This window comes from Streptomyces yamdrokensis (assembly GCF_053890455.1).
Map to the genome: position 1 here is coordinate 6,072,899 of NZ_CM132679.1, position 25,826 is coordinate 6,098,724.

Consider the following 25,826-nt stretch of genomic DNA (forward strand, 5'->3'; position numbering starts at 1 on the left):
CCCGGGGCGCCATGGAAGGATCGCGGCGGGCCGGACAGCCGCCCGGAGCGGATCGAGAACACGGTACGTGGGAGAAGAGATGTCCCTTCCGGATCCCGGGCGGGAGGCCGAAGCCGCGGCGGCCGTCGGCTTCGACCTCGGCGAATGCATCCAGGAGCCCATTCATCTGCTCGGCCGGATCCAGTCCCACGGCACCCTGCTGGCGGTGGAGGCCGACACCGGCACCGTGGAGACCGCAGCCCTGAACACCGGCGGTCTGCTGGGAATCGCGGCCGAGGAGTTGGTCGGGGGACCCGTCACGCGGGTGCTGTCCCCCGAGGACTGGGCCCAGGCTCTGGAGATCAGCGCTCAGCACGAGGCGGCAAGCCTGGTTCTCCCCGTCTCCGTCGATGTGGCGGGCACCCCCCGGATGTTCGACGTGACCGCACACGGGCAGGGGCCCCTCATCGTCCTGGAGTGCGAGCCCCGAACCGTCGCGTTGCCGCATTTCGCGCGCTACTACCAGGGCGTCAGGCGGGCCCTGACACGGCTCCGGTCGTCGACGACAGTAGTCGAGTGCTGCCAGGCGGCCGCCCATGAGGTCCAGGTGCTGACCGGCTTCGACCGAGTGGTCGCCTACCGCTTCGAGGACGAGGACGGGCCGGGAGAGGTGGTCGCGGAGGTGCTCACCGACGGCCACGAGCCCTGGCTGGGGCTCTGGTTCCCCGCCAGTGACATCCCACCCCAGGCGAGGCGGCTCTACCGCGACAACTGGATCCGGGTGATCGCCGACGTGGACGACACCAGTGTGGGCCTGCACCCCCCGCGGCAGGCGGGCTCCGGCCTGCCGCTGGACCTGTCGAACTCCGTACTGCGCACCGTGTCCGACTTTCACCTGGAGTACCTGCGGAACATCGGTGTGAAGTCGTCGATGTCGGTGAGCGTCCTTCGGGAGGGCGGGCTCTGGGGGCTGATCGCCTGTCACGGCGACACCGCCGCCACGATTCCCCCGGAACTGCGGGCGGCATGTGAGTTCTTCGGTGTCGCCTTCTCCCTGCAACTCGCGGTCATCGAGGAACGAGAGCAGGCCGAGGCGCTCCGCGCGTCCCGTGAACGCCTCGACCGGATCACCTCCCGGCTCACGTCCGATCTGGAGCACTCGCTCCTGGCGGACGACGAAGCACTCGCAACGCTGCTGGACGCCGATGGTGCGGCACTCTGCCGCGGCGGCCGCAGCACCACCAGCGGGATGAATGTGGCGCCCGCTCTGCTGGAGGCCCTCCGGACACGCGCGGCAGAGCTGTCACCGGGCACTGTCTGGAGCACGGACCGCCTGTCCGAGGAACCGGACCGGCCCGGCGGCGACATGACGGAAGGCGGCCCGGCGGGAGTCCTGATGGTGACGCTGAGCCGCGCGGGTGACTTCCTCGCCTGGTTCCGCAGGGACCGTCCCACCGCCCGCCAGTGGGCCACAGACCCTTTCCGGCCCGTCCAGGTCGGCCCGCGGGGGGAACGGCTCACCCCTCGCGGATCGGGTGCGGTCTTCCGCGCGACGGTACGTGGACAGAGCCTTCCCTGGACGCCGACCGACCGTGCCACCGCACGGGAGCTCTGGCGCACGCTGACCGGTCTCGTACTCCGGCACGAGGCCGAACTGGCCTCGCTCAACGAACAGCTGCGCGTCACCAACTCCGACCTCGACTCGTTCGCCCATGCGGCGGCCCACGACCTCAAGGAACCACTGCGAGGCATCTCCAACGCCGCGACCTTCGTCATGGAGGACGCCGCGGCGGACCTCGACGCGACGACCGTCCGACGGCTTCTCACCGTGCGGCGACTGGCCGGCCGGATGGACGACCTGCTCGACTCGCTGCTGCGCTTCGCCCGGCTGGGTCGAGGCGGGCTGCAGCGCACCCGTGTCCCACTGAATCAGGTGCTGGACTCCGCACTCGACGTGGCCGGGGAACGTCTGGCCGAGGCCCGTGTGCGGGTCGTCAGAAGAGACCTGCCCGAGGTGTACGCCGATGAGCACCGGCTTCACGAGGTCCTGGTCAACCTCTTGGTGAACGCCGCCAAGTACGCCGCCGATCAAGAAGACCGCACGGTCGAGGTCCTGGTCGACACACTCCGCACGCCGGCGGGCGGGACCCCCCGGCAGACCGTCGTGGTCCGCGACAACGGCATCGGTATCCCGGCCGACCAGCAGGGTGAGGTCTTCGAGCTGTTCCACAGACTGCACGGGCCGGACGAACGCGGTGGAGGCGCCGGCGTGGGTCTCGCCATCGTCAAACGGATCGTCGAACGGCACGGCGGCGAGCTGTGGCTCGAAAGCGGACCCGGCCGCGGGAGCTGCTTCTGCTTCACCCTGGGTCAGGAAGGCGGCGACTGAGCGGGAGGGCCCTCGCCCCCGCCCTTCGCCCTCCTCTGCCAGTAGTCCACGGCCCCCTTCAGAACGGTGCGGAAGAGCTCGAAGTTGACCGGCTTGTAGATGTAGCTGTCGGCCCCTGCCGCATAGGTGGCGTCGACCTCGTCCGGCGTGGTGGACGACGTGAAGACGACCACGGTCACGTCGTCCAGTTCAGGCATGGAGCGGATCGACCGGAGCACCGCGGCCCCACTGAGACCGGGCATGTTCAGATCCAGGAGGACGAGCCCCGGCCGGCGGGTGGCTCCCAGCAACCGCTCGGCGACTCCGGCCCCCCTGTCCGTGAACAGCAGCGTCAGGTCCGGATGAGTGCGACCGAGCGCCCGCCGAATCGCCTCGGCGTCCTCCGCCGAATCCTCGACCACCCAGACGAGATCGTGATCGATCCTCGCGTCCCCGGCCGGCCCGCTCACGCGGCCGTCTCCGCCTGTGCGACGAGCACGGCGATGTCGTCCGCACCCGTGGCCCGGAATTCCACGACAGCCGCTGCCAGCCGTCCGGCGAACCCCTGGCCCTCACCGGCTCCCTGCCGGGTCACCGCGTCCCGCAGGCAGGATTCGAAGAACGTTCCGTCAGCCGCTCTCGCCTCGGTCACCCCGTCGGTGAACATCACCAGCGCGCTTCCCGGCGCCACATGCGCGGACCCGGATCCGTACTCGATCTCCTCCAGCACACCCAGCAGATCACCGTGGGCGGTGAGCTCCTCCACAGCGCCGTCCTCGCGCCGCACCAGAGGCGCCGGATGTCCGGCGTTCCAATAACGCAGGTGAAATCCCCTGCCGTCCGGCACCAGCACCGCCACGAGCGCCGTCACGAAGCGGGACGTGCCCTCCTTGACCAGCGCCTGGTTCAGCCGTCCCAGCGCGTGCTCGGGTGTTCTGCCGTCCTCCAGCAGGGTGCGCAGGGTGTGGCGGGCCAGACCGGTGAGCCCCGCGGCCTCCGCCCCGCGACCGCAGACGTCACCGATGAGGAGCGTCACACCGCCCAGCGGCCCCGGGACAGCGTCATAGAAGTCACCACCCACATCGAGCGAGACATCGCCCACTTCGTATGCCGCACTCAGGACGAGACCCGAAATCCGCGGCAGTTCTCTCGGCAGCAGATGTCGCTGGAGGGAGACCACGTGCCGGCGCCGCTGTTCGTACAGGGTGCTGGTGTCGATGGCCAACGCGGCCCGGTCGGCAAGATCGGCGAGGAACCGCGGGGGCACCTCGGCGATGTTCGTCCGGTGGTACAGGAACGTCAGAGTGCCCAGGGCCCGCCCCCGAGCCTTGAGCGGATTCACACTGAGCGCACGCACGGCCCGCCCCGCCCCGGACGAGGCGGGCCCGAAGGGACCGCCTTCCAGCTCGTCGCCCTGCCACACCAGCCCCTGCCCGCGGTTGACGACCTGCTGCAGGACATCGGTGAGCCAGCGGTCCTCGGCCGCGAGCGCACCGAGCCACTGCTGCTCGCCCGCGTCCACGTGCGAGTAGGCCACGGGAGTCAGTCCGCCGGAAAGAAACAGGTGCAGGACGCATCCCTCGGCGACAGCGGGAACAGCCGTCCGAGCCACCCGTTGCACGGTCCTCTCCACATCAAGGCTCGAATCCATCTGCAGCGACGCCTCCGCCAGGAAGGCGTCACTCACCCGACGCAACTCGTCCTCGCGCCGCGCCATGATGCGCCTGTCGGAGACCATGGCGACCTCGGCCACCTGCCTCAACCGGGCCCGCAGCGTCACATCGACCGTGTCCCCGGCCGCGGTGCCGACCATGAACGACGCCCAGCCGCCCTGCCCCAGCGGCACGGCACACTCGGCCACGCTCCGAGCGCCCGCCGCCGCCAGAACCCGGACATGCGGCATGGCGCCGTCGAGCCCCGACACCTCGTGAACCGTGACGGTCGGACCGTCGACCGGAGCACCCACGGCGGCGGCTTCGCCAAAACCCTGTTCGAATTCAGTGAACGACGGGGTCGGCTCCGCCAGGGTGACACTCCGCAGACAGTGCAGCAGCCCTCCGCTCCAGCGGGTGCCCACGACGGCGAGCACACCGGGCATACGGAGCAGCATGTCGTAGAGGAAGCCTTCCAGCTCCGTCACGTCCTGCGCCGTGTCGGCGGCACGCCAGAGCTCATGCAGCCGACCGGACCACCATCCGTCATCCGCCCGGGGGGAAGCTCCGCCCTCGTGCTGCTCCACCGCTGGTCCGCCGTTCCTGTCGCCGCTGTCGACCCGGCCCCTCACGGGAAACGCTATGCCAGGCGGACGCCGACCGCCTCCAGGCGCGGTCTCCGCGGCAGCCGGGGGCCGGGGCAGCCGGGGGCCGGGGCCGGCGATCAGGGCGGAGCACCGGTCGCCGGCCCCGCCGGGGACATCGGTTGGTCCGGTGTGCGAAGGACAGCACGGCAGGGAGCCACGACGCCCCCGGCGATCTCCCCTCCCGGTGGTGCGAGGGCCGCGGTGGCCACCGGGCCGTCGGCCATGTCGGCGAGGCCGTCCCTGCCTTCCCTCGGTACGGACGAGCAGCCCGGGCCGAACGGCTGTGAGCCGTCGTCCGCGAACGCGTCCACCAAGGTCGCACGCCGTGGGTCGGGCAGGCGGAGGACCGACCTCCACGACGGTGGGGGCCCCGCGGGCAAGGTCGGCACACACCCCAGTGGGACCCCCGCAGCGGTGCCGGGAACTTGCGGTCCCGCGCGATCCAGGCCGGAAGACCCTCCGGGTCCAGGAAAACGGTCTCGATGCGATCAGGCATGCGGCGTCCGAGTCCTGGAGGAGGCAAGGGCTGGTGCTTCCCCGTGCGGCTGGACGCCTGCCGCCTGGTGGGGCGCTGTTGTTGCAAGGTTAATCAAGTACCGGCGCGGGCCCCACGCCACCCATACTCGGTTACGTGTTCCTGACGATCTCGACCACCGGCGACAAGACCAGCCCTGCTACTGACCTGGGCTTCCTCCTCCACAAGCACCCCGAAAGCACCTTCTCGGCCCATCTGTCCTACGGCACCGCCCACGTCCTCTATCCCGAGGCGAATGCCGAGCGGTGCACGGCGGCGTTGCTGCTGGAGGTGGACGCGGTGGCACTGGTCCGGCGGGGGAAGGGCAAGGGGCGCGGTGGCGCCCCCGACGTCGCTCTCGCGCAGTACGTCAACGACCGCCCGTACGCGGCGTCCTCGCTGCTCGCCGTCGCGCTGAGCGGTGTCTTCTCCAGTGCGGTGCGCGGCGTGTGCAAGGCCCGCCCGGAGCTGCCCGGACAGCCGCTGCCGCTGCGCATCGAGGTGCCCGCGCTGCCCGCGCGCGGCGGCCCCGCCCTGGTCGGCCGGCTCTTCGAGCCGCTCGGCTGGACGGTCACGGCCGACCCGGTGGCCCTGGACACCGGGTTCCCGGACTGGGGTGACTCGCGCTACGTACGCCTCGTCCTGGAGGCGGACACCCTCACCCTCGCCCAGGCCCTGCGCCACCTCTACGTGCTGCTCCCCGTCCTCGACGACGCCAAGCACTACTGGGTCTCGCCCGATGAGGTCGACAAGCTGCTGCGGGCCGGTGAGGGCTGGCTGCCCGGCCACCCGGAGCAGAAGCTGATCACCAGCCGCTACCTCAGCCGCCGCTGGTCGCTGACCCGCCAGGCGCTGGAGCGGCTCGAGCTGGTCCGGCTGGCCGAGGCGGACGACAGCGACGTCGAGGAGATCGACAACGCCGTCGAGGCGGACACCGGGTCCGAGGAGAAGCCGACCCCGCTCGCCGTGCGGCGCCGGGACGCGATCGTCGCAGCCCTCGGTGCCTCCGGTGCCGCCCGTGTGCTCGACCTCGGGTGCGGGCAGGGCCAGTTGGTGCAGGAACTGCTGCGGCACCCGGCCTTCACCGAGATCGTCGGCGTCGACGTATCGATACGCGCGCTGACCATCGCCTCCCGGCGGCTCAAGCTGGACCGCATGGGGGAGCGGCAGGCGGCGCGGGTGAAGCTCCTCCAGGGCTCTCTGTCGTACACCGACAAGCGGCTCAAGGGGTACGACGCGGCCGTGCTCAGCGAGGTGATCGAGCACCTCGACCTGCCGAGGCTGCCCGCCCTGGAGTACGCCGTGTTCGGCACGGCCCGCCCCCGCACGGTCCTCGTGACCACGCCGAACGTCGAGTACAACGTGCGCTGGGAGAGCCTGCCGGCCGGGCATGCCCGGCACGGCGACCACCGCTTCGAGTGGACCCGCGAGGAGTTCCGCGCCTGGGCGGCCAAGGTCGCCGAACGGCACGGCTACGACGTCGAGTTCGTACCCGTGGGGCCGGAAGACCCCGAGGTCGGCCCGCCCACCCAGATGGCCGTGTTCGTGACCGGGGACAAGAAGGAGGCGAAGGCGGCATGAGCGACCGGACCACCGGCGCCCGGCACAGTGGGAGCGAGAACGAGGGCCGCGGCCGGGCCCTGCCCGTCACCGACCTCTCCCTCGTGGTGCTCATCGGCGCCTCCGGCTCGGGCAAGTCCACCTTCGCCCGCCGCCACTTCAAGCCCACCGAGGTCATCTCCTCCGACTTCTGCCGCGGCCTGGTCGCCGACGACGAGAACGACCAGAGCGCCTCCAGGGACGCCTTCGACGTCCTGCACTACATCGCGGGCAAGCGGCTGGCCGCCGGCCGCCGCACCGTCGTCGACGCCACCAGCGTCCAGCAGGACGCCAGACGCCAACTGATCGACCTGGCACGGCAGTACGACGTGCTGCCGATAGCCGTCGTGCTCGACGTGCCCGAGGAGGTGTGCGCCGAGCGCAACGCGGCCCGCGCCGACCGCGCCGACATGCCCCGCCGGGTCGTCCAGCGGCACACCCGCGAACTCCGGCGCTCCCTGCGGCACCTGGAGCGCGAGGGATTCCGCAAGGTGCACGTCCTGCGCGGCGCCGACGAGGTCGAGAACGCCACCGTCGTCACCGAGAAGCGCTACAACGACCTCACCCACCTCACCGGGCCCTTCGACATCATCGGCGACGTCCACGGATGCGCCGCCGAACTGGAGTCGCTGCTGGGTGCGTTGGGCTACGCCGACGGCGTCCACCCCGAGGGCCGCACCGCGGTCTTCGTCGGCGACCTCGTCGACCGCGGCCCGGACAGCCCGGGCGTGCTGCGCCGGGTGATGTCCATGGTGAAGTCGGGCAGCGCGCTGTGCGTCCCCGGCAACCACGAGAACAAGTTCGGCCGGTACCTCAGGGGCCGCAAGGTCCAGCACACCCACGGCCTGGCCGAGACCATCGAGCAGATGGACAAGGAGAGCGAGGAATTCCGGGCCGAGGCAAGGGAGTTCATCGACGGCCTGGTCAGCCATTACGTCCTCGACGGCGGCCGGCTCGTCGTGTGCCACGCCGGTCTGCCGGAGAAGTACCACGGCCGCACCTCCGGCCGGGTCCGCTCGCACGCGCTGTACGGCGACACCACCGGCGAGACCGACGAGTTCGGCCTGCCGGTGCGCTACCCGTGGGCCGAGGACTACCGGGGCCGTGCCGCAGTCGTCTACGGTCACACCCCGGTCCCGGAGGCGACCTGGCTGAACAACACCATCTGCCTGGACACCGGCGCCGTCTTCGGCGGCAAGCTCACCGCGCTGCGCTGGCCGGAGCGGGAACTGGTCGACGTACCGGCCGAGCGGGTCTGGTACGAGCCGGCCCGCCCGCTGCGCACCGAGGCCCCCGGTGGGCAGGACGGCCGCCCGCTGGACCTCGCCGACGTCCACGGCCGCCGGGCCGTGGAAACCCGGTACGCAGGCCGGGTGGCCGTGCGCGAGGAGAACGCGGCCGCGGCGCTGGAGGTCATGAGCCGCTTCGCGATCGACCCGCGCCTGCTGCCGTACCTCCCGCCGACCATGGCTCCCACCGCCACCTCGCACCTGGACGGCTACCTGGAGCACCCGGCCGAGGCCTTCGCCCAGTACAAGGAGGACGGGGTCGGGCGCGTCGTGTGCGAGGAGAAGCACATGGGTTCACGCGCGGTCGCCCTGGTCTGCCGGGACGCGGACGCCGCCGCCCGGCACTTCGGCGTCGAGGACGGCCCTGCCGGGTCGCTCTACACCCGCACCGGCCGCCCGTTCTTCGACGACACGGCGGTCACCGAGGAGATCCTCGGCCGACTGCGCACGGCGATCACCGACGCCGGGCTGTGGGACACCCTCGGAACCGAGTGGCTCCTGCTGGACGCCGAGCTGATGCCGTGGTCGCTGAAGGCGTCCGGGCTGCTGCGCTCGCAGTACGCCGCCGTGGGCGCCGCCAGTGGCGCGGTGTTCCCGGGTGTGCTGGCGGCCCTGGAGAGCGCGGCCGCCCGGGGCGTAGAGGTGGGGGAGCTGCTGGAGCGCCAGCGGGAACGGGCGGACGCGGCCGGCGCGTTCACACAGGCGTACCGCCGCTACTGCTGGGCCACCGACCAGCTGGACGGCGTACGCCTCGCCCCGTTCCAGCTCCTCGCCGCCCAGGGGCGCAGCCTCGCCGGGCTGCCGCACGACGAGCAGCTCGCCCTGCTGGACCGCATGGTCGAGCACGATCCCACGGGCCTGCTGCAGACCACCCGGCGCCTGTACGTCGACCCCGCCGACCCCGAGTCGGTGCGGGCGGGCGTCGACTGGTGGCTGGAGATGACCGGACGCGGCGGTGAGGGCATGGTCGTCAAGCCGGTCGGGGCCCTGGCCCGCGACCCGAAGGGCCGCCTGGTGCAGCCCGGCATCAAGTGCCGGGGCCGCGAGTACCTGCGGATCATCTACGGTCCCGAGTACACACGCCCCGACAACCTGGCCGGGCTGCGCGGCCGTTCCCTCGGCCACAAGCGGTCCCTGGCGATCCGCGAGTACGCCCTCGGCCTGGAGGCCCTGGACCGCCTGGCCGACGGCGAACCCCTGTGGCGCGTCCACGAGGCCGTCTTCGGCGTCCTGGCCCTGGAGTCGGAGCCGGTCGACCCGCGGCTGTAGCGAACACCACCTGGCCTGGTGGGTGGACGGTGCCCGCCAAGGAGCCGCTGCGCCGTCCGGCCGAGGCGCCGGGCGGCCGAGGCGCCGGGCGGGCCGACGAGGGCGTGAGTACGGACGTCGGGCCGCGGCCGGGGCAAAGGCGAGGGGCGGGCAGGCCGGGCCGCTCCCCGCCCCCGGCGCACTCCTCGTGGCCGACCGTGCCGTCCGGCCGGATCGTCGTCGGCGCGCGGGCCGGTCGCGGTCCGGGTGCCCGACGGCGACGGGCCGGGCCCGGTCTCTCGTCCCGCCGCCGCGTCCGCGGCGCACCGGCCGCCCGTGCCGGCCGATGTCCGTCCCGTCCGCGGGGGGTGAAGGGCCCCTCGGGTGGTCAGGATGGAGACATGACCTACCACGTCGACTCCGAGGCCGGACGGCTGCGCCGCGTCATCCTGCACCGGCCCGATCTCGAGCTCAAAAGGCTCACCCCCAGCAACAAGGACGCCCTGCTGTTCGACGACGTGCTCTGGGTGCGCCGGGCGCGCGCCGAGCACGACGGGTTCGCCGACGTCCTGCGCGACCGGGGGGTGACCGTCCACCTCTTCGGTGACCTGCTCGCCTCCACGCTGGACGTCCCGGCGGCCCGCTCGCTCGTCCTGGACCGTGTCTTCGACGAGAAGGAGTACGGCCCGCTGGCGACCGACCACCTCCGCGCGGCGTTCGAGACGCTGCCGTCGGCCGAGCTGACCGAGGCGCTGGTCGGCGGGATGACCAAGCGGGAGTTCCTGGACGCCCACCCGGAACCGACGTCCGTGCGCTTCCACGCCATGGAACTCGACGACTTCCTCCTCCGCCCGCTGCCCAACCACCTCTTCACCCGCGACACCTCCGCCTGGATCTACGACGGGGTCTCCATCAACGCCATGCGGTGGCCCGCCCGGCAGCGCGAGACCGTGCACTTCGAGGCCATCTACCGGCACCACCCGCTGTTCCGGGAGGAGAGCTTCCACCTCTGGTCCGAGGGGCAGGCCGACTACCCGTCCACCATCGAGGGCGGGGACGTCCTGGTCATCGGCAAGGGCGCGGTGCTGATCGGCATGAGCGAGCGGACCACCCCGCAGGCCGTGGAGATGCTGGCGCACAAGTTGTTCGCCGCCGGTTCCGCCGAGACCATCGTGGCCCTCGACATGCCCAAGAGACGCGCCGTGATGCACCTGGACACGGTGATGACGATGGTCGACGGCGACACCTTCACCCAGTACGCGGGCCTCGGCATGCTCCGTTCGTACACCATCGAACCCGGCTCGGGGGACAGGGAACTGAAGGTCACCGACCACCCGCCGGAGCACATGCACCGCGCGATCGCCGCCGCGCTCGGGCTCAGCGAGATCCGGGTGCTGACCGCCACCCAGGACGTCCACGCCGCCGAGCGCGAGCAGTGGGACGACGGCTGCAACGTCCTGGCCGTCGAACCGGGCGTCGTCGTCGCCTACGAGCGGAACGCCACCACCAACACGCATCTGCGCAAGCAGGGCATCGAGGTGATCGAGATCCCCGGCAGCGAACTGGGCCGGGGCAGGGGCGGACCGCGCTGCATGAGCTGCCCGGTCGAGCGGGAGGCGGTCTAGGGGTGACGCTGTCGGGGATCTTGGTTGCGCCGTGAGGCGCTGTGGTTCGAGTGGAGGTGAAAGACCATCACCTCTGGCCTGTCGCAGCAGTTCAGTGTGGCTGAGGGCAGCCTGATCCGGGTGGTGCCGGGGAGGGCGGGAGCGGCCCTGACAAAGCCGGAACGTACCAGCACTGCCAGGTGGTGCGGGTTCGGCAAGCGAGACGAAGAGGAGTACGCGAGGAACCGGCGTAACTACGTCCTTCAATCCCGACACCTGCCCAAATCCGCCAGTGGCTCTGTCGATGACGAAGAGCAGCACTTCTCTGGCAGGTCAGGAGGTGCTGCCCGCGCCGAACGTCCACGGCATCGGATAGCAGCTCGGTGGTGACCGGCGAGACGCCGTCGACCGCCCGTTCGGCGCTCGGGGGAAAAGCGCTGGCTACGGGCGCAGGTGGCAGCCGGTACGGTCCGTCGCCGGGTACCGGCAGGTGCCTCCCGTTCTTGTCGACAACGACATCTCGGCGAAGTAGGTGCCATCCGCGGTCGTCAACAACCGCTGTGTGAGACGTCGATAAAGCCAGCCTCGGCCTGGGCACCGGGCCAAGGCCGACGCGTGCTGGTCGAGCCTCAGACCCCCGCGGCCTCGCCGGCCGGCCGTGTCGCGCCGAACTCGGCGGAGGCGAGGACAGAGTCCAGTCGGGCTCGTGTGGCGGCAAGGTCCCGCATGTGCTCGTCGAGGCGGTCCCGCTCCGCGCGAAGCCGGGCGATCATCTCCGGGCCGGCGATACCGGTGTGCACGCACGGCAGGAACTCCACGATCGTCCGGCTGCTCAGCCCGGCGGCGTAGAGGAGCTGGATCCACCGCACCCGCTCGACCGTGTCCGGCGCGTAGAGACGCTGCCCGCCCGCGCTGCGGCTCGACACGATGAGCTGCTGCTGCTCGTAGTAGCGCAGCGCCCGCGTGCTCACTCCCGCGGCCGATGCCACCTCGCCGATACGCATCCCGTCGCTCTCTCCGCTCCACATGCCGCCGGGCCATCCCGGGGCTCGTCACCCGACTTGCCTTTGACACCAACGTCAACTTTTACACTCCAGCAGCCGGACATCAACACCGGCGGAACCGACCACTACGGAGTAGGACCTTCATGAGCACTGACGACACCACACCCGACGGCCTCATCCCCGGCGCCGTCCTCGCCTCGGACACGCCGGTCGCGGTATATGGATACGCCCGGGCCAAGGCGGGCGAGGAGGGCCGGATGCTGGGTGAGATCCAGGCGATCATCGGCCTCACCCGTAAGGAGGACGGATGCGAGCAGTACGTGGTGCACACCACGCCGGACCAGCCGGGCGCCTTCGCCTTCTACGAGCGCTGGTCCTCCGGCGCCCACCTGCTGGCGCACGTTTCGCAGCCGTTCATGCAGACGTACTTCGCCGCCATCGCGGACCTGGTCGAGGGGGAACTGGAGGCCCACTGGCTGCACCCCCTCTCCTGACCCACTGCACACGGCTGTACGGATGTTCCCCGAGGCCGTAGTCGCGTTCCGTCCTCTCCAGCACGCTGTCGCTCAGGAGCACGTGGAAGAGCTGGCGGAGCGAGACGGACAGGTGGTCGCGGTAGCGGTCGAGGACGGTGTCGACCGCTACCAGCACTCGCAGGGTCTCCCGCTTGGGCCGCCAGTGCGGCTGCGGCCCGCGGGGGCGCTTGTTCGGCATCTCGGGCCTCCTGCCTTCGAGAGTCCGCCACGGCGCCCTTTCACTCAAGTGGTCGGTGACCTGCAGCTTTAGGTTGGCGCAAGCTCAGTGGAGTCCATCGTCATCCGGAGTTCACTCGGTGGAGCGCACCAGAATGGAGCCCATCGGGTGGACTCCACTGAGCGGTACTGGGCCAAGACGGTGGTCGCCGTCTTGAGAACGATCATGTCAGCCTGCGGGGTGGGTAGCGGCGCGCCAGGATCGTGGCCGGGGGATGTGCTGCCAGTCGAGGAAACCCTGGAGTGCGGTGGGATTCCTGGGTCGGCGAGCGGGAGTCGGTGGCAGGTGGACGTCGATGCGTTCGAGGTTGACCGCGATGGCGGTCAGGACGTGCTGGACGTGGGCCTTGTCCTCGTTGCGGTAGCGGCACTGGCGCATGCCGTGGCCGTTGACGAACTCGCTGATCGTGCTCTCGATGGCGGCCCGCAGCGCGTAGCGCGAGAGCCATTCCTGGGTCTGCTGCTCGGTGCGCGACTCGGACTGGATGGCGTGGAGATCGCGGGGCAGGAAGGAGACCTTCCGGGCGTCGGTGCGGGTGCAGGCGCTCTTCACCGGGCACTCGTGGCAGTCGTCCGGGGAGAACTCGGCGTTGACGTAGGGGGCGAGGGAGGGCGGTGTCGACCACCGGCGGCTGACCTTGCCCTGTGGGCAGGTGACCTGCTGGGCGTCCCAGTCGATGGTGAACGCTTCGCGGTGGAAGACGGTGCCTTTGCGGGACTGGCGGGTGCTTCTGGCCCGGATCGGTCCGACCAGGCCGACGCCGTGCTCGCGGGCGACCTGCTGCTTGAGTGCGACGGAGAGGTAGCCGCCGTCGACGAAGTGCTCCTTCGACAGCAGGTTCCGATCCTCCAGGTTGGCCAGGATGCCGGGCAGGGCCCTGGTGTCGTGGACGGGGGCCTTGGTGGTCGTGACGTCGGTGATCACGCTGGGGGTATCCGGGTCGCAGGTCTCGGTGACGTGGGCGAGGAAGCCCTTCCAGCGGGTCTCGCCGCGGCGTGCGTAGCGGGCGCTGATGTCGTAGGGCGAGACAATCGCGACCGCTGAGGGCGGCAGGCCGGCGTCCTGGGGCTCGCGCCACGCCGGCCGGTCCTGTGCGTCGATGCAGTAGTTCTGCACGAAGATCTGGCGCAGAGCCTGGACCTGCTCGCCGTCGCGGAGGCCGGGCAGGTAGCGGTGGACATAGCGCAGAAGCAGGCGCACGTCCTCGCCGGTCTGTTTGATCCGGGTCTTCGGCCTGGAGGGGTTCTTGCCGAGCCGGGCGGCGCGCCCGTAGCGCTTGCCCCAGTCCTCGGTCACGAGGCCGACGAGCTCGTGCGGCGCCCGGCGGGCGAGTTCCTCCAGGGCGGCGCGCATGGCCTCGGTGACCAGCTCCAGGCGGGTCAGATCGCGCACCGCGGCCAGGACGTGGGTGGAGTCGGTGCGCTGCCGGCCCCGCTCGCGGACCAGGCCAACGGCCCGAATCTTCTCCAACACCAGGCCGAGCAGCTTGTCGGCCCGGCCCTCCTCGGCCAGGCGCTCGCGGAAGTCGGCCAGCACACTGTGGTGGAAGCCGGGGTCCTCCAGCTCCATGCCCAGGGCGTACTTCCAGTCGATGCGGTTGCGCACGGACTCGGCTGCCTGCCGGTCGGACAGCTCCAGCAGGAACTGCAGGACGGACACCGTGGCCAACTGGGCAGGTGACAGGCCCGGCCTGCCGTCCCGCGGGTACCACTCCTCGAAGTCCTCATCGCTCCACAGACCGTTGAGATGGTCACGGATCGCCATCGCCGTGGTGCCGTGCGGGTTGCACGCCCGCGCCACCCGAACGGTCAGTTCCGGGACCACACAGCCGGTACGGGCACGGACACACATCTCGGACCCCCAAAATCGTGGGCGCCAACCCTCCCACCCGTCCGGATCACGAGGACCGTGGTTCCTGGAGCGGCTACCACGAACGGGTGAACGCCTTCGACGCACCAGTCACGACAGCAGCTCCAACGCCAGAGAGCACGAACGATGCGTTCGCCGAAGGGTCACCGGACCGCTGCTGCGTTCTCCATCGAGCCGTCGGCCTGTGGGCCGGGTCCCTGAACAGCGAAAATGGGTCGCTCGCCCGGTATCTTCGTCATGATCGACAACCTTGGAAACCAAGATTCCCGACAGCGTCACCCCCTAGGGGGAACCCCCAAGGGCGGTGGGTGCATATAAATGCTGATGCTCGTATAGACTTCCAAACGTCCCCGTGTCCGATCTGGCCCGACCCTGCCCCGTACCTCTGGAGCGCCCCATGGCGACAGTCCCGACCGCCCTCGCCGGCCGCCACTTCCTCAAGGAGGTGGACTTCACCGCGCAGGAGTTCCTCGGCCTGCTCGACCTGGCCGCGGAGCTGAAGGCCGCCAAGAAGGCCGGCACCGAGACCCGGTACCTCCAGGGCAGGAACATCGCGCTGATCTTCGAGAAGCCCTCGACGCGCACCCGCTGCTCCTTCGAGGTCGCCGCCGCCGACCAGGGTGCCTCCACGACGTACATCGACCCGAACGGCTCGCACATCGGGAAGAAGGAGTCCGCGAAGGACACCGCGCGGGTGCTCGGCCGGATGTTCGACGCGATCGAGTTCCGGGGCGACTCCCAGTCCACCGTCGAGACCCTCGCCGCCCACGCGGGCGTGCCCGTCTACAACGGTCTGACCGACGACTGGCATCCCACCCAGATGCTCGCCGACGTGCTCACCATGACCGAGCACGGCGGCGGGAAGCCGGTCACGGAGATCTCCTTCGCCTACCTCGGCGACGCCCGCTTCAACATGGGCAACTCCTACCTCGTCACCGCGGCCCTGCTGGGCATGGACGTCCGCATCGTCGCCCCGAAGGCCTACTGGCCCGCCCAGGACGTCATCGACAGGGCGCGCGCGCTCGCCGAGTCCAGCGGGGCCCGCATCACGCTCACCGAGGAGATCGCCGAGGGCGTCGCGGGCGCGGACTTCGTCGTCACCGACGTCTGGGTCTCGATGGGGGAGCCCCGGGAGGTCTGGGACGAGCGGATCGCCGCCCTCGCGCCGTACGCGGTGACCATGGACGTGCTGCGGGCCACCGGCAACCCGGACGTCCGCTTCCTGCACTGCCTGCCGGCCTTCCACGACCTGGGGACGCAGGTCGGCCGTGAGGTGTACGAGAAGCACGGCCTGGAGTCGCTGGAGGTGACCGACGAGGTGTTCGAGTCGGCCCACTCGGTCGTCTTCGACGAGGCGGAGAACCGGATGCACACGATCAAGGCGGTCCTGGTGGCCACCCTGGCCTGAGCCGGGAGAGGGCGGCGGCCGGTCCGGCTCAGTCGGGCCGGCGCTGGCGCGGTACCGCCGGCAGCCGGAACCACACGGCCTTGCCCGACGCGGTCGGGTGGTGGCCGCACGACGAACTCAGGGTGCGGATCAGCAGCAGCCCGCGCCCGTGCTCCTGCCAGGGGTCCGGCTCGCGGAGCGGCGGGCGGGTCAGCTCGACGGGCGGCCGCGGATCGGTGTCGTGCACCTCGACCCGGCAGCCGGTCGGCAGCAACTCCACCACCAGCTCGATCGGCGCGCCCCCGGCGGTGTGCTCCACGGCGTTGGCCACCAGCTCGGCGGTGAGCAGCTCCGCCGTGTCCCTGTCCGCGGCGTGCTCCCGCTCGGCCAGCGCGGTACGGACCAGCGCACGGGCGACGGGCACGGCCGCGGTGGTGTGCGGCAGCGCGACGCGCCAGGAGGCGGAGGTCGAGGGTTCGTGCACGCTGGAGATCCGATCATGGAGAGCAGGCAGGCAGTCCTGCTTTCAACTACTCAATGGTACGGCGTGGCCCCCCGGGTGGTGTCGCCGGCCCGTGACGGGCGTCATGTCTCCGGAGTGCGCGGCCGGCACGCTGCCCGCCCCCGCCGGACGGGCCCGCGGGCCCGTCGCGTCGATCATGCCCGGCCCGTCCGTCGCGCAATCATGACGGTGGTCACGGATCGGTGACGCGCGATGCCGGAAGGAAGCTTCGTGAGCCGTGAGCCGCTCGTCAAGTATCGTGTGACACGTGTCACAGGCCTGCGAAGACCGCCCCCGCGTCCCGCAGGCGCGTGTGCAGGCCGTGGAAGACGTGCGCCGAGCGCGTTCCCGGCCAGTCCTCGGGGAGCAGCCCGGCAGGGAGCCCGGGGTCCGTGTAGGGGAGGTGACGCCAGGAGTCGAGAGCGAGGAGGTAGTCGCGGTACGCCTCCTCGGGCGGGGTGTCCTCGCGCTGCCGCCAGGCGTCCAGTACGCGCGCGTGCCGGTCCAGGAACGCCTCGTGCTCCTTGGCCATCCCGGCCAGGTCCCACCAGCGGGCGACCGCCTCGGCGGTGGGCGTGAACCCGAGGTGCTCGCCGCGGAAGAGGTCGACGTAACCGTCCAGCCGCAGCCGCTCCAGGGTGTGCCTGGTCTCCTCGTGCAGCCGGGCCGGCGCTATCCACACGCCCGGAGCGGTGGTGCCGAAGCCGAGACCGGACAGGCGGGAGCGCAGGATGTGACGCTTCTGCCGCTCGGACTCGGGCACGGAGAACACGGCGAGCACCCAGCCCTCGTCGCCGGGGCTCGCGGCGGCGTGCGCGCGGCGGTCGCTGTCGTCCAGCAGCCGGCGGGCGTCCGGCGACAGTTCGTAGCCCGCCGCGCCCTGCGCGGTGCGGGCCGGCAGGAGCAGCCCGCGCCGCTTGAGCCGGGACACCGAGGAACGCACGGCGGGAGCGTCGACGCCGACCGCGGCCAGCAGCCGGATCAGTTCGGCGACGGGTACGGGACCCGGCACGAAGCGGCCGTACGCGCCGTAGAACGTGACGATGAGAGACCGTGGGGCAGGCTGGTCGGACACGTTGATCATCTTAGGTCGTGCCGATCGGCGCCCTCCCCCGGGGCACCGGCATCACGCCTGGTCATCTCCCTTGACGGGCAAGAGGGTTCCGGTACCGGGGCGTTTCCCGCACCGGGCGACGCGTCGCGCCGTGCCGTGTGGGCGTCGTGCCGTACCGCCCCGTGTCGCACCGCGTCCGGTCAGGCGGCGACGGTGAGGCGGTCCGCAGGAACCCGGTGCGGGGCGATCGCGCGGCCGTCGGGCAGCAGTTCGCCCGTGTCGTCGACTATGCCGATCAGCCGTCCGGGTGTCTTCGATGTCCAACCCGCTGTCACGGGAGGGCCTTTCGGTGCTACATGGACGGGTTCTGTTCGCCTGTCCATGTCGGCGTGGGGTGTGGTGTGTCGTTCGCAGTGCAGAGGCTGCGGTTGTCCGAGGACGATCCGGTCTCGTACACCGTGGTGGGCGAGGTCGAGTACAGCCCGATCCGCATCCACGTCCACCGCAAGCCGCCCCGGACGCTGACCGATGACGAGGTCCGGCGGCTGATGAGCGCCTGCAACCGGCGCCGGGACCGGTTCTTGATCGCGCTCTTGGACGAGGCGGGGCTGCGGATCGGCGAAGCCCTGGGCCTGCGGCACGCTGACTTGAACCTCCGCAAGGGCGAGGTGCGCGTCGTTTCGCGCGAGAACAACGCGAACCAGGCCCGGGTCAAGAGCATGAAGGGCCGGATCATCCCGGTGCGGCCGGAGCTGTTCGACCGCTACGCCGCCTACATGGAGAGCGAGTACGGGACGCTGGACCGCGACTTCGTGTTCGCTAATGGCTCGGCTCCCATCGTTGGCCGGGTAATCGACGGGTTGCCCGGCAGTCAGCAGGCCAGGGCGGCCAGGTGCGCCGCCGGTTGTGCACGCGATTCATGTCGCCTGAAGTCGTGCGGTTCCGGGGGGCTGTGCGTGGACCGCTGCCGACGTGTGGGGCGCGTGAGCGTCAGCGTCCCTGTGTGTCCCAGTTCGCGAGCACGGCGTCGGCCGCGGCGTGCAGGTGCCGTGCTGATGTGCCGTCACAGACCTGTGTCGAAATACCGAGCAAGAAGCCGTGGATCATTGACGTGACGCCGTCCACGTCGGTGTCTTCGGCGAGTTCTCCTGAGGCGATACCGCGTACGATGCACGCCCTGATGCGCGCTCGGTCCGCTGCGCGGCGCGCCGCTACGACCTTGCGCGCTCCGGCCTCGCCCGCTCCCGGTGCCCGGACCGTCCCCGAGAGGGCGACGAGGCATCCGCGAGGGTGGGATGTGTCGGTCTGCATGTTGATCGACCCGTGGAGGAGCCGGGCGATGGCCTCGCGGGGACTTTCCGCCTCGTCGGCCACGACATCGGTGACGCTGCCCGGTCCGGCGATGTAGTGCTCAACGGCCTTCTCGAACAGTCCCTCCTTCGAGCCGAAGGCGCCGTAAAGGCTCGCGGAGGACAGCCCTGTGGTCTCGCGGAGCTGGGCCAGCGATGTCGCTTCGTAGCCCTGTTCCCAGAACAGCAGCATCGCGGCCTCCAAGACGGCCTCCATGTCGAAGATGCGGGGACGGCCGACAGGGGACACGGCGAACCTCCTCTATTGCGGACTGACTGATCCAGTTTGACACCCGTAAGCACATAGATCAATATCGGATCAATCAATCCATAATCAGTGGAGGAGTCCGACCCGATGACCACAACGAGCCCCACGCCGGTCCGCGAGCGAGCGCACGAGTCGTTCCCCGTTCCGGCACTGGTGGTGATGGCGTGTACCGGATTCATCGTGATCATGACCGAGACGCTGCCGGCGGGGCTGCTCCCGCAGCTCGCTGCCGGACTCGACGTCTCCGAAGGCGGCGCCGGCCAGCTCGTGAGCGCCTACGCGATCGGAACGGTCCTCGCGGCGATACCCGCGATCACGCTGACGCGCGGGGCACGGCGCAAGCCGCTCCTCCTTGCGGGCCTGCTCGGGTTCCTCGTCGCGAACACCGCCACCGCGGTATCGCCGTCGTTCACCGTCGCCCTTGTCGCCCGGTTCGTCGCGGGAGCATTCTCCGGTCTGCTGTGGGGCATGCTCGCCGGATACGCCCGGCGTATCGCCGCACCTGAGCACGCCGGGCGTGCCCTTGCCATCGCCATGACCGGAACCCCCGTCGCGCTGTCCGTCGGAACCCCCCTTGGCGCCTGGCTGGGCTCGACGGTCGGGTGGCGCTGGTCCTTCGCCGCGATGTCACTGCTCAGCGTCATCGTCATGGTCTTCGCGAAGTTCCTCGTGCCCGACGCCCCGGGGCAGCCGGCGCGGACACGCGCTCCGCTCAGTCGAGTGCTGGGCACTCCCGGCGTGGCGACCATCCTCGCCGTCGTATTCGTCTGGATGCTCGCGCACAACCTGCTCTACACCTACATCGCTTCCTACCTGCAGCAGATGCGTCTCGCGCTCCGGCCCGACGTCACACTTCTCGTCTTCGGCGTCGCTGCGCTCGGAGGGATCTGGATCACCGGCGTGTTCATCGACCGCGCACTTCGCAGGCTCACCCTGGCGAGCGTGACCCTGTTCATCGTCGCCGCAGCGTTTCTTGCCGCCGCGCAGCAGTCCACTGTGCTCGTGCTGCTCGCGATCGTCCTGTGGGGCCTCGCGTTCGGCGGCTCGGCGACGCAGTTGCAGACGGCCATGGGGGAGGCCGCGGGCGAGAACGCCGATGCGGCGAACGCGATGCTGACGACATCCTTCAACATGGCGATCTTTGCGGGTGGTGCTGTGGGGGCTGTGGTCGTCGATGGCGTGGGCGCACCGGTTCTTCCAGCCGGGATGATCGCTCTCACACTCATGGCGCTCGTCATCGTCGGCTGCGGCCGGCGCGCAGCATTTCCCGCAGGGCGTTGATCGAGAACTGACCGGACCACTCCTCGTGGCTTGTCATGCAGCCTTGGACGGGTATGCGGTCCACTGGCGGATTGGCGAGTCGGGGGCGAAGTTGGTCTTGGGCTCGGCGCGGGCGTTGCGCCAGCGGAGGTAGGCGGCGATGGCGGCGTTCTGCTCCTCGTGGGTGCGGTGGTCGGCGCCGTTGAGGGCGAAGTAGCACAGGGCCGCGAACTCCGATTCGATCCAGTTCAGCCAGGATCCGTAGGTCGGCAGGAAGACCAGCTCGACGTCGTTGTCAGCGGCCCAGCTGCGGACCTCGGCGTGCTTGTGGGGGGAGAAGTTGTCCAGGACGACGTACAGCTTCTCCTCAGGCCGGCGGGAGCGCAGGGTCTTGAGCAGGCCGAGGAACTCTCGCCAGCGTTTGCGCTGCCGGATCTTGTAGTAGATCTTGCCAGTGGCCAGGTCGAGGGCGGCAAGCATGTGCATCACGCCGCCGTACCGGTTGTAGGTGGCCCGCAGCCGGCGGGGCCTGCCTACTGGACGCCAGGCCCTGCCCTTGCGTGGCTGAAGGTTGAGAGGGCCGAACTCGTCGACGCGTATCACCCGGCCGTCGGCCGGCGGGGTGTCGTACAGGGCCAGGACCCCGCGCATCTTGGCGATGAAGTTCGGATCGGTAGAGGCCTTCCACGTGGTTGTGGGGCCTTGTCCCCGAGGAGTGGACACCTGTTCGTGTCGTTATGCGGCGAGTGTCAGGGTGGCTGCCTGCTGTCCGTTCGCCGAGTGCCGTCGGCGGGTGTTGTAGCGGGTGGTCCAGCGGAAGACCGTCAGGGCGGCAGGCGCGGGCCCCGTCGAAGCGGCGGGCGCCACGGAGCGTCTCGCGTTTGAGGGCCGCGTTGAACGACTCGGCGAGTGCGTTGTCCGCGCTCGCGCCGACCGCGCCCATGGACTGCCTGACGCCCAACTCGGCGCAGACATCAGCGAAGTCAGGGGAGGTGTACTGGGCTCCGTGATCGCTGTGGAACACGGCTCCGGCCAGGCTGCCGCGGGTCGCGGCGGCAGCCCTGAGCGCGTCGGTGACCAGTGAGGTGCGCATGTGGTCGGCGATCGACCAGCCCACCAAGCGGCGTGAGAAGCAGTCGATCACGGTCGCCAGATACAGGAACTCGCCGTCGCCCACCGGCAGGTAGGTGATGTCCCCGACGTACTTGGTGTTCGGCGCACTCGCGGTGAAGTCGCGCCGCAGCAGGTCCGGTACCGGTGTGGCGGACGGTTCGGACACGGTGGTGACCTGGCGCCTGCGCAGCCGCAGCCCGGCGATGCCGAACTTCCGCATCACCCGTCCGACCCGCTTGTGGTTCACGCGCTCGCCCTCGCCGCGCAGCTCGGCGGTGATCCGGGGGCGGCCGTAGGCGCCGTCCCACCCGGTGTGCACGGCCCTGATCCGCTCGGCAAGCGCCGCATCGGCCTGCTCACGTGCGGCGCGGGCTGCGCGGCCGGCCCGCCATTTGCAGAAGCTGGAGCGGGCGACCTCCAGCACAGCACACAACCGCTTCACGCCCCAGGCGCGGTGGTGGTCCTCAATGAACTGGCAGCGGTTCACCAGGTCATCTCTTGTGCGAAAAACTTGGTTGCCTTGCGCAGGATGTCCCGCTCGGTGGCCAGTTCCTGGTTCTCCTTGCGCACGGTCTTCAGTTCAGCGCGCAGGGCCGCTACCCCAGCCTCCAGCCCTTCTTTCGTGGCCTCGCCCACCAAAATGTCCTTCGTGTTCGTGCTCGTCGTGCTGCCCCCGCCGCGGCGCGCCCGCTCGGCCCGCACCCAGTTGCGCAGCGTCTCCCGGCTGATCCCCAGGTCCTTGCCGATGCCCTCGAAGGTGTGGTTCGGGTCCGACAGGTACAGCGCGACGGCGTCCGCTTTGAACTCGGGCGAGTAGACCTTCATCACCATAAAAGACGCCTCCTGCCCGACCCCTACCGGGGCCGGGATCAGAGATGTCCACCACTCGGGGACAGGCCCCGACCTCACCCGGAAACTGGAAACCGCCCACGGTGAGATCCGGCGGCTCCGCACCCTGTCGGCGAGGCCGTCCAGCACCGTGATCGGCCCCTGCTGAAGATGATTGAGCTGGACGGCAAGAGCCCTTGAGGCTTGTCTGCAGACGAGGCTGGAAAGCATCAACGGGTGATTGATCGCATGACTGAACCGTTGGTCGCCGACGACCACGGAAATGCCTTGATCGTCTTCGACCACGGCGCAGAAGGTGTTGCTCCCACAGATGCGCCGATGCCCGCCGCCCTGGTCGCTCTCTGGCACAGCGGCAGGGTCCTCATGGTCTTCGACCGGTTCCGGCAGTCCTGGGAACTGTCCGGAGGGGTGATCGAACCCGAGGAAACTCCTCGTCAGGCAGCCACGCGCGAGCTGCTGGAAGAGACCGGTCAGAGTCCCGACAGCCCTTTGCAGTTCGTGGGCTACGCGGGATTCGTGCTTGCGCCCGACCAGCACGCTGAATACGCCGCGCTGTTCACCGGCCACATCACAAATCCCCGCAGCTTTCGTGCGAACGATGAGATCTCGGCCATCCGCTGGTGGGACCTCTACGAGCCCCTTCCAGGACGCGTTCAGCCACTCGACGCATACCTGGCCCGGCTCACACAGGACCCAAGCTGAAGGCCGCGAAGAAGACATGTCCATCTCGCAAATAGGCAGGTCAAGTGCATGACCTAAGCCGGAGATCGGCATAACGTCGAAGAGCAGCACCCCGTCGCACAGCAGGTTCCAGCCCTGCTCCGGGTGGGCGGCGACCACATGGGGGACCTGCACACGGGTCCGGGGGCATGACGTCCGGTGGGCACACATGGCGCACCTCCACGCAGGTGGATCGATTCGAATGGGTCGTCCACCCGGACCACGCCCCCGCCGAGAGTCCGTCGCAGCGGTCCGCCGCGAAGCGTGACAGCTCCCGGACGATCCCGGGACGGTTCCCCGACGGACGGCGCCAACTCGCCACCGGAGGGGTGAGGTCACCGCCTTCGGCCCGCCCCGCCGGTATTGGTGGTTGCCCCATTCCGTGAGTTCCGGGAGGTTCCTCATGTCTCTGCCCGCTTCCGCCGCCGTCCCCGTGTCCGTGTCCGTGCGCTCCGTCCTCGTCGCCGCCGCGGCCGGCGGGGCGCTGCTGCTCGGCGCCGTCGCCGCCGCGCCCCCGGCGGCGTCCGCCGCTCCCGCCGCCCCCGGCGCGACCGTGACGGTGGAGCCCGAGGGCCGGATCGCCGCCGACGGCAGAGTCACCCTCTCCGGCACGTACCGCTGCCTGGACGCCTCGGGCCCGGTCCTCGTCGGCTCCTCCGTCCACCAGGGCGACGCCACCACGCGGTACGGCGTCGGCGGCACCCTGGCGGTGTGCGACGGCGAGACCCACAGCTGGGAGAACACCGGAAAGGTCCCCGCCGACGCCGTGGAGGCCGGCGCCGCCGACGTCGAGGCCACCCTCACCGAGCTGCGTACGGTCGACGGCCTTCTGCTGCCCGAGTTCCACGCGGTCCACCAGCAGGCCGTCATCCTGGTCCGCGACTGAACGAGCGGCGCCCGCCCGCCGTCCGGCCGGTCAGGACCGTGACGGCCCCCGGGTCAGAGCTGCTCGTCCGGCCAGTCCAGCAGGCGGGCGCCGATGACCGCGGTCTGGAGCATGTAACGGTGGGCGGGGTCGGCCGGGTTGGCACCGGTGAGCTTGTGGATGCGTTCCAGCCGGTAGGTCAGCGCCCGCACGCTCAGTGCGAGCCGTCGGGCCGCCTCCGCCGCCACGCAGCCCGAGTCGAAGTACACGGTGAGCGTCTCGAGGAGCGGCCCGGCACCGCCCCGGGCCGAGGTGAGCGGGCCGAGGGTGCTGTGCACCAGGTCGGACATGGCCTGGCGGTCACGGGCGAGGACGGGGTAGACGAGCAGTTCGGCGGCGTGCAGCACCGGCTCGTCCAGCCCCAGCCGTTCGGCGATCTCCAGCGTGCTCAGGGCCTCTTCGTACGACTGGACGACCCCGCCGGCCCCGGACTGCGGGCGGCCGACGGCGACCTGGCCGCCGTCGGTGGCGGCGTGCGCCTGCTTGGCGAAGTGCGTGAGCACCTCGCCCTGGTGCCCCGGGGCGATGCACAGCAACCGGCCGTCCTTGGTGGTGAGCAGGATGCTGCGGTTGCCGAACCGGGAGTTGAGGGCCTGCTCCACCTGCCGCGGGACGGCGTCGCCCTCGTCGTAGGCGACGGGGCCCCGGGCGACGGCGACCGCGTGCTCGTGGGAGAGCCGCAGGCCGAAGCGTTCGGCGCGTTCGGCGAGCCGGCCCAGGTCACTGCGGCCGTAGAGGAGGTCGTCGATGAACTCCCGCCGGGCCGCCTCCTCCTGGCGAACGGCGAGGCGCTGCGCCCGCTCGTAGCCCTCGGCGAACGCGTCCACCGCCTGCTGCACGGCAAAGAGCGCCTCCTCGGCCGAATCACCCCGACCGCGCGGCCAGACCTCGCGGGTGGCGCTCAGGTGTGTGCTCACCAGGGCGCGCAGACCGAAGCCCGCCTCCGCGGCCCGTTCCCCCAGGGCCCGACGGGAACTCAGCTCGTCCCGGGAGAGGCGCCGGCCGGTGGCCGCGACCTCCTCCAGGATCTGGGCATAACCTTCGAGATAGTCCTCGGGTATCTCCCGCTCCGCCACATCACTCCCCAAATCCTGACGCGTCCTTGACGCCACTCGGACCGGCCCCTGATCACGCACCCGGCATGCAGACACTAGTGAACATTGCCGGAAACCGGCAATGCACGAGCGGCGCCTGACCGGCCATCATGGTCCGCGGGGAGCACCGCGGACGGTTTTGGTGCCAGGCACCGGCAGGCGCCTGGCACCAGAACCACCGGGGGCCGGTGCTGCCGGCGGCACGAGCCGTCACAGGGGCGCGGCACGCGGAACGCGGGACGCGGGGATCGGGAAAGGGGGTGGCCGGGGATGCACATGATCGCGGAGGCCGCCACGGGCCTGCCCACGCTCGTGCTCACCGCAGCCCTCGTCGTGGCGGCCTGCTTCTGGTTGCTGGTGGCCGTCGGCGTCACCACACCGCACGCCTTCGACTCGGACGCGGATCTCGACGCCTGGGGGATGGGCGGGGTGCCGGTCGCTCTCGCGCTCTCCCTGCTGACCCTGTTCACCTGGCTGCTCGCCACCGGCGTGACCGTGCTGCTCGACGCGCACGTCCCCGAGGGACCCGGCGCGGGGCTGCTGCGTCTTCCGGCCCTGCCCGGAGCCCTCTTCGCGGCCTGGCGGCTGACCCGCTTCTTCGTGCGTCCGCTGCACCGTCCGGTGCCCGACGAACCCGGGTCGTCCCGGTAGTTCCGCGGACCGGGCGGGAACCGGGGCGGTTTGCCCGGCGTGTCCCGTGGCGGAGCCGGCGCACGGCTCCCGCGCGAGCCACGCGTGCCGCACACCACCACACCACCGCCGCACGGCCGCCACGTCAC

Annotated in this window: 20 protein-coding genes and 3 pseudogenes; 11 read left to right on the forward strand and 12 right to left on the reverse strand. The window is 70.5% G+C overall.

The window, feature by feature from the left end; genetic code table 11:
- Nucleotides 1-79: 79 nt before the first annotated feature.
- Complete coding sequence (locus ACWZEH_RS27025) at nt 80-2,368, forward strand: ATP-binding protein (RefSeq protein WP_456193685.1); 2,289 nt, start codon at nt 80-82, stop codon at nt 2,366-2,368.
- Here the strand turns inward: ACWZEH_RS27025 and ACWZEH_RS27030 are convergent.
- Together ACWZEH_RS27030 and ACWZEH_RS27035 are read right to left on the reverse strand one after the other, a co-directional pair.
- Entirely contained in the window at nt 2,350-2,817 is a 468-nt protein-coding gene (locus tag ACWZEH_RS27030; RefSeq protein ID WP_456193686.1) for a response regulator, read from the reverse strand. The genes ACWZEH_RS27025 and ACWZEH_RS27030 overlap by 19 nt on opposite strands.
- Nucleotides 2,814-4,487, reverse strand: coding sequence for a PP2C family protein-serine/threonine phosphatase (locus tag ACWZEH_RS27035; RefSeq protein WP_456193687.1), 1,674 nt, complete (start codon nt 4,485-4,487; stop codon nt 2,814-2,816). Before ACWZEH_RS27035 ends, ACWZEH_RS27030 begins: the two co-directional genes overlap by 4 nt.
- Before the next feature lie 790 nt (nt 4,488-5,277).
- Between ACWZEH_RS27035 and ACWZEH_RS27040 the strand changes: the two genes are divergently transcribed.
- The 3 genes from ACWZEH_RS27040 (at nt 5,278) to ACWZEH_RS27050 (ending at nt 10,921) form a co-directional block, all read left to right on the forward strand.
- Entirely contained in the window at nt 5,278-6,741 is a 1,464-nt protein-coding gene (locus tag ACWZEH_RS27040; RefSeq protein WP_456193688.1) for a 3' terminal RNA ribose 2'-O-methyltransferase Hen1, read from the forward strand.
- Entirely contained in the window at nt 6,738-9,317 is a 2,580-nt protein-coding gene (locus ACWZEH_RS27045; protein ID WP_456193689.1) for a polynucleotide kinase-phosphatase, read from the forward strand. Before ACWZEH_RS27040 ends, ACWZEH_RS27045 begins: the two co-directional genes overlap by 4 nt.
- 380 nt (nt 9,318-9,697) lie before the next feature.
- The gene (locus ACWZEH_RS27050; RefSeq protein WP_456193690.1) at nt 9,698-10,921 is read left to right on the forward strand and encodes an arginine deiminase; all 1,224 of its coding nucleotides are present in this window, start codon (nt 9,698-9,700) and stop codon (nt 10,919-10,921) included.
- 608 nt (nt 10,922-11,529) lie between these two features.
- Here ACWZEH_RS27050 and ACWZEH_RS27055 read toward each other — a convergent pair.
- A complete protein-coding gene (locus ACWZEH_RS27055) occupies nt 11,530-11,904 on the reverse strand; it encodes a MerR family transcriptional regulator (RefSeq protein WP_456193691.1) in 375 nt (124 codons plus the stop codon).
- A gap of 143 nt (nt 11,905-12,047) precedes the next feature.
- Between ACWZEH_RS27055 and ACWZEH_RS27060 the strand changes: the two genes are divergently transcribed.
- Nucleotides 12,048-12,398, forward strand: coding sequence for a putative quinol monooxygenase (locus ACWZEH_RS27060; RefSeq protein ID WP_456193692.1), 351 nt, complete (start codon nt 12,048-12,050; stop codon nt 12,396-12,398).
- Nucleotides 12,399-12,825: 427 nt separating this feature from the next.
- Here the strand turns inward: ACWZEH_RS27060 and ACWZEH_RS27065 are convergent, their stop codons facing one another.
- Complete coding sequence (locus ACWZEH_RS27065) at nt 12,826-14,508, reverse strand: IS1182 family transposase (protein WP_456193693.1); 1,683 nt, start codon at nt 14,506-14,508, stop codon at nt 12,826-12,828.
- A gap of 415 nt (nt 14,509-14,923) precedes the next feature.
- Here ACWZEH_RS27065 and argF point away from each other — a divergent pair, with 415 nt between their 5' ends.
- Nucleotides 14,924-15,934: an ornithine carbamoyltransferase gene (gene argF / locus ACWZEH_RS27070; protein ID WP_456193694.1), complete on the forward strand. Its 1,011-nt coding sequence runs from the start codon at nt 14,924-14,926 to the stop codon at nt 15,932-15,934.
- A 28-nt stretch (nt 15,935-15,962) separates the two neighbouring features.
- Here the strand turns inward: argF and ACWZEH_RS27075 are convergent, their stop codons facing one another.
- The 3 genes from ACWZEH_RS27075 to ACWZEH_RS27085 all read right to left on the reverse strand — a co-directional run bounded on the left by ACWZEH_RS27075 (nt 15,963) and on the right by ACWZEH_RS27085 (nt 17,852).
- A complete protein-coding gene (locus ACWZEH_RS27075) occupies nt 15,963-16,397 on the reverse strand; it encodes an ATP-binding protein (RefSeq protein ID WP_456193695.1) in 435 nt (144 codons plus the stop codon).
- A gap of 289 nt (nt 16,398-16,686) precedes the next feature.
- Nucleotides 16,687-17,499 carry a PaaX family transcriptional regulator gene (locus tag ACWZEH_RS27080; RefSeq protein ID WP_456193696.1) on the reverse strand — a complete coding sequence of 271 codons (813 nt, stop codon included), beginning with the start codon at nt 17,497-17,499 and terminating at the stop codon, nt 16,687-16,689.
- A 170-nt stretch (nt 17,500-17,669) separates the two neighbouring features.
- Entirely contained in the window at nt 17,670-17,852 is a 183-nt protein-coding gene (locus ACWZEH_RS27085) for a DUF5999 family protein (protein WP_456193697.1), read from the reverse strand.
- Between ACWZEH_RS27085 and ACWZEH_RS27090 the strand changes: the two are divergent.
- Nucleotides 17,826-18,284: pseudogene (locus ACWZEH_RS27090) on the forward strand (tyrosine-type recombinase/integrase); the annotation flags it as partial. The gene ACWZEH_RS27085 and the pseudogene ACWZEH_RS27090 overlap by 27 nt on opposite strands.
- Before the next feature lie 175 nt (nt 18,285-18,459).
- On the opposite strand, the gene ACWZEH_RS27095 reads toward ACWZEH_RS27090, so the two are convergent.
- Nucleotides 18,460-19,068: a TetR/AcrR family transcriptional regulator gene (locus ACWZEH_RS27095; RefSeq protein WP_456193698.1), complete on the reverse strand. Its 609-nt coding sequence runs from the start codon at nt 19,066-19,068 to the stop codon at nt 18,460-18,462.
- Nucleotides 19,069-19,173: 105 nt separating this feature from the next.
- Between ACWZEH_RS27095 and ACWZEH_RS27100 the strand changes: the two genes are divergently transcribed.
- On the forward strand, nt 19,174-20,367 hold the full coding sequence (locus ACWZEH_RS27100; RefSeq protein WP_456193699.1) for an MFS transporter: 1,194 nt from the start codon (nt 19,174-19,176) through the stop codon (nt 20,365-20,367).
- A 33-nt stretch (nt 20,368-20,400) separates the two neighbouring features.
- Here ACWZEH_RS27100 and ACWZEH_RS27105 read toward each other — a convergent pair whose 3' ends face one another.
- Nucleotides 20,401-21,069 carry an IS630 family transposase gene (locus ACWZEH_RS27105; RefSeq protein WP_456193700.1) on the reverse strand — a complete coding sequence of 223 codons (669 nt, stop codon included), beginning with the start codon at nt 21,067-21,069 and terminating at the stop codon, nt 20,401-20,403.
- 12 nt (nt 21,070-21,081) lie between these two features.
- Nucleotides 21,082-22,290, reverse strand: a pseudogene (locus tag ACWZEH_RS27110) (IS3 family transposase).
- A gap of 285 nt (nt 22,291-22,575) precedes the next feature.
- On the opposite strand from ACWZEH_RS27110, the gene ACWZEH_RS27115 reads away from it, so the two are divergent.
- Nucleotides 22,576-23,010 (forward strand): NUDIX hydrolase, encoded by a 435-nt coding sequence (locus ACWZEH_RS27115; RefSeq protein WP_456199850.1) that lies wholly within the window; start codon nt 22,576-22,578, stop codon nt 23,008-23,010.
- 75 nt (nt 23,011-23,085) lie between these two features.
- Here the strand turns inward: ACWZEH_RS27115 and ACWZEH_RS27120 are convergent.
- A pseudogene (locus ACWZEH_RS27120) lies at nt 23,086-23,199 on the reverse strand (DUF5999 family protein); the annotation flags it as partial.
- 232 nt (nt 23,200-23,431) lie between these two features.
- On the opposite strand from ACWZEH_RS27120, the gene ACWZEH_RS27125 reads away from it, so the two are divergent.
- Nucleotides 23,432-23,914, forward strand: coding sequence for a DUF6299 family protein (locus tag ACWZEH_RS27125; RefSeq protein ID WP_456193701.1), 483 nt, complete (start codon nt 23,432-23,434; stop codon nt 23,912-23,914).
- A 53-nt stretch (nt 23,915-23,967) separates the two neighbouring features.
- On the opposite strand, the gene ACWZEH_RS27130 is transcribed toward ACWZEH_RS27125, so the two are convergent.
- Nucleotides 23,968-25,029 (reverse strand): PucR family transcriptional regulator, encoded by a 1,062-nt coding sequence (locus ACWZEH_RS27130; RefSeq protein ID WP_456199852.1) that lies wholly within the window; start codon nt 25,027-25,029, stop codon nt 23,968-23,970.
- Nucleotides 25,030-25,317: 288 nt separating this feature from the next.
- Between ACWZEH_RS27130 and ACWZEH_RS27135 the strand changes: the two genes are divergently transcribed.
- Nucleotides 25,318-25,698: a hypothetical protein gene (locus ACWZEH_RS27135; RefSeq protein WP_456193702.1), complete on the forward strand. Its 381-nt coding sequence runs from the start codon at nt 25,318-25,320 to the stop codon at nt 25,696-25,698.
- Nucleotides 25,699-25,826: the final 128 nt, after the last annotated feature.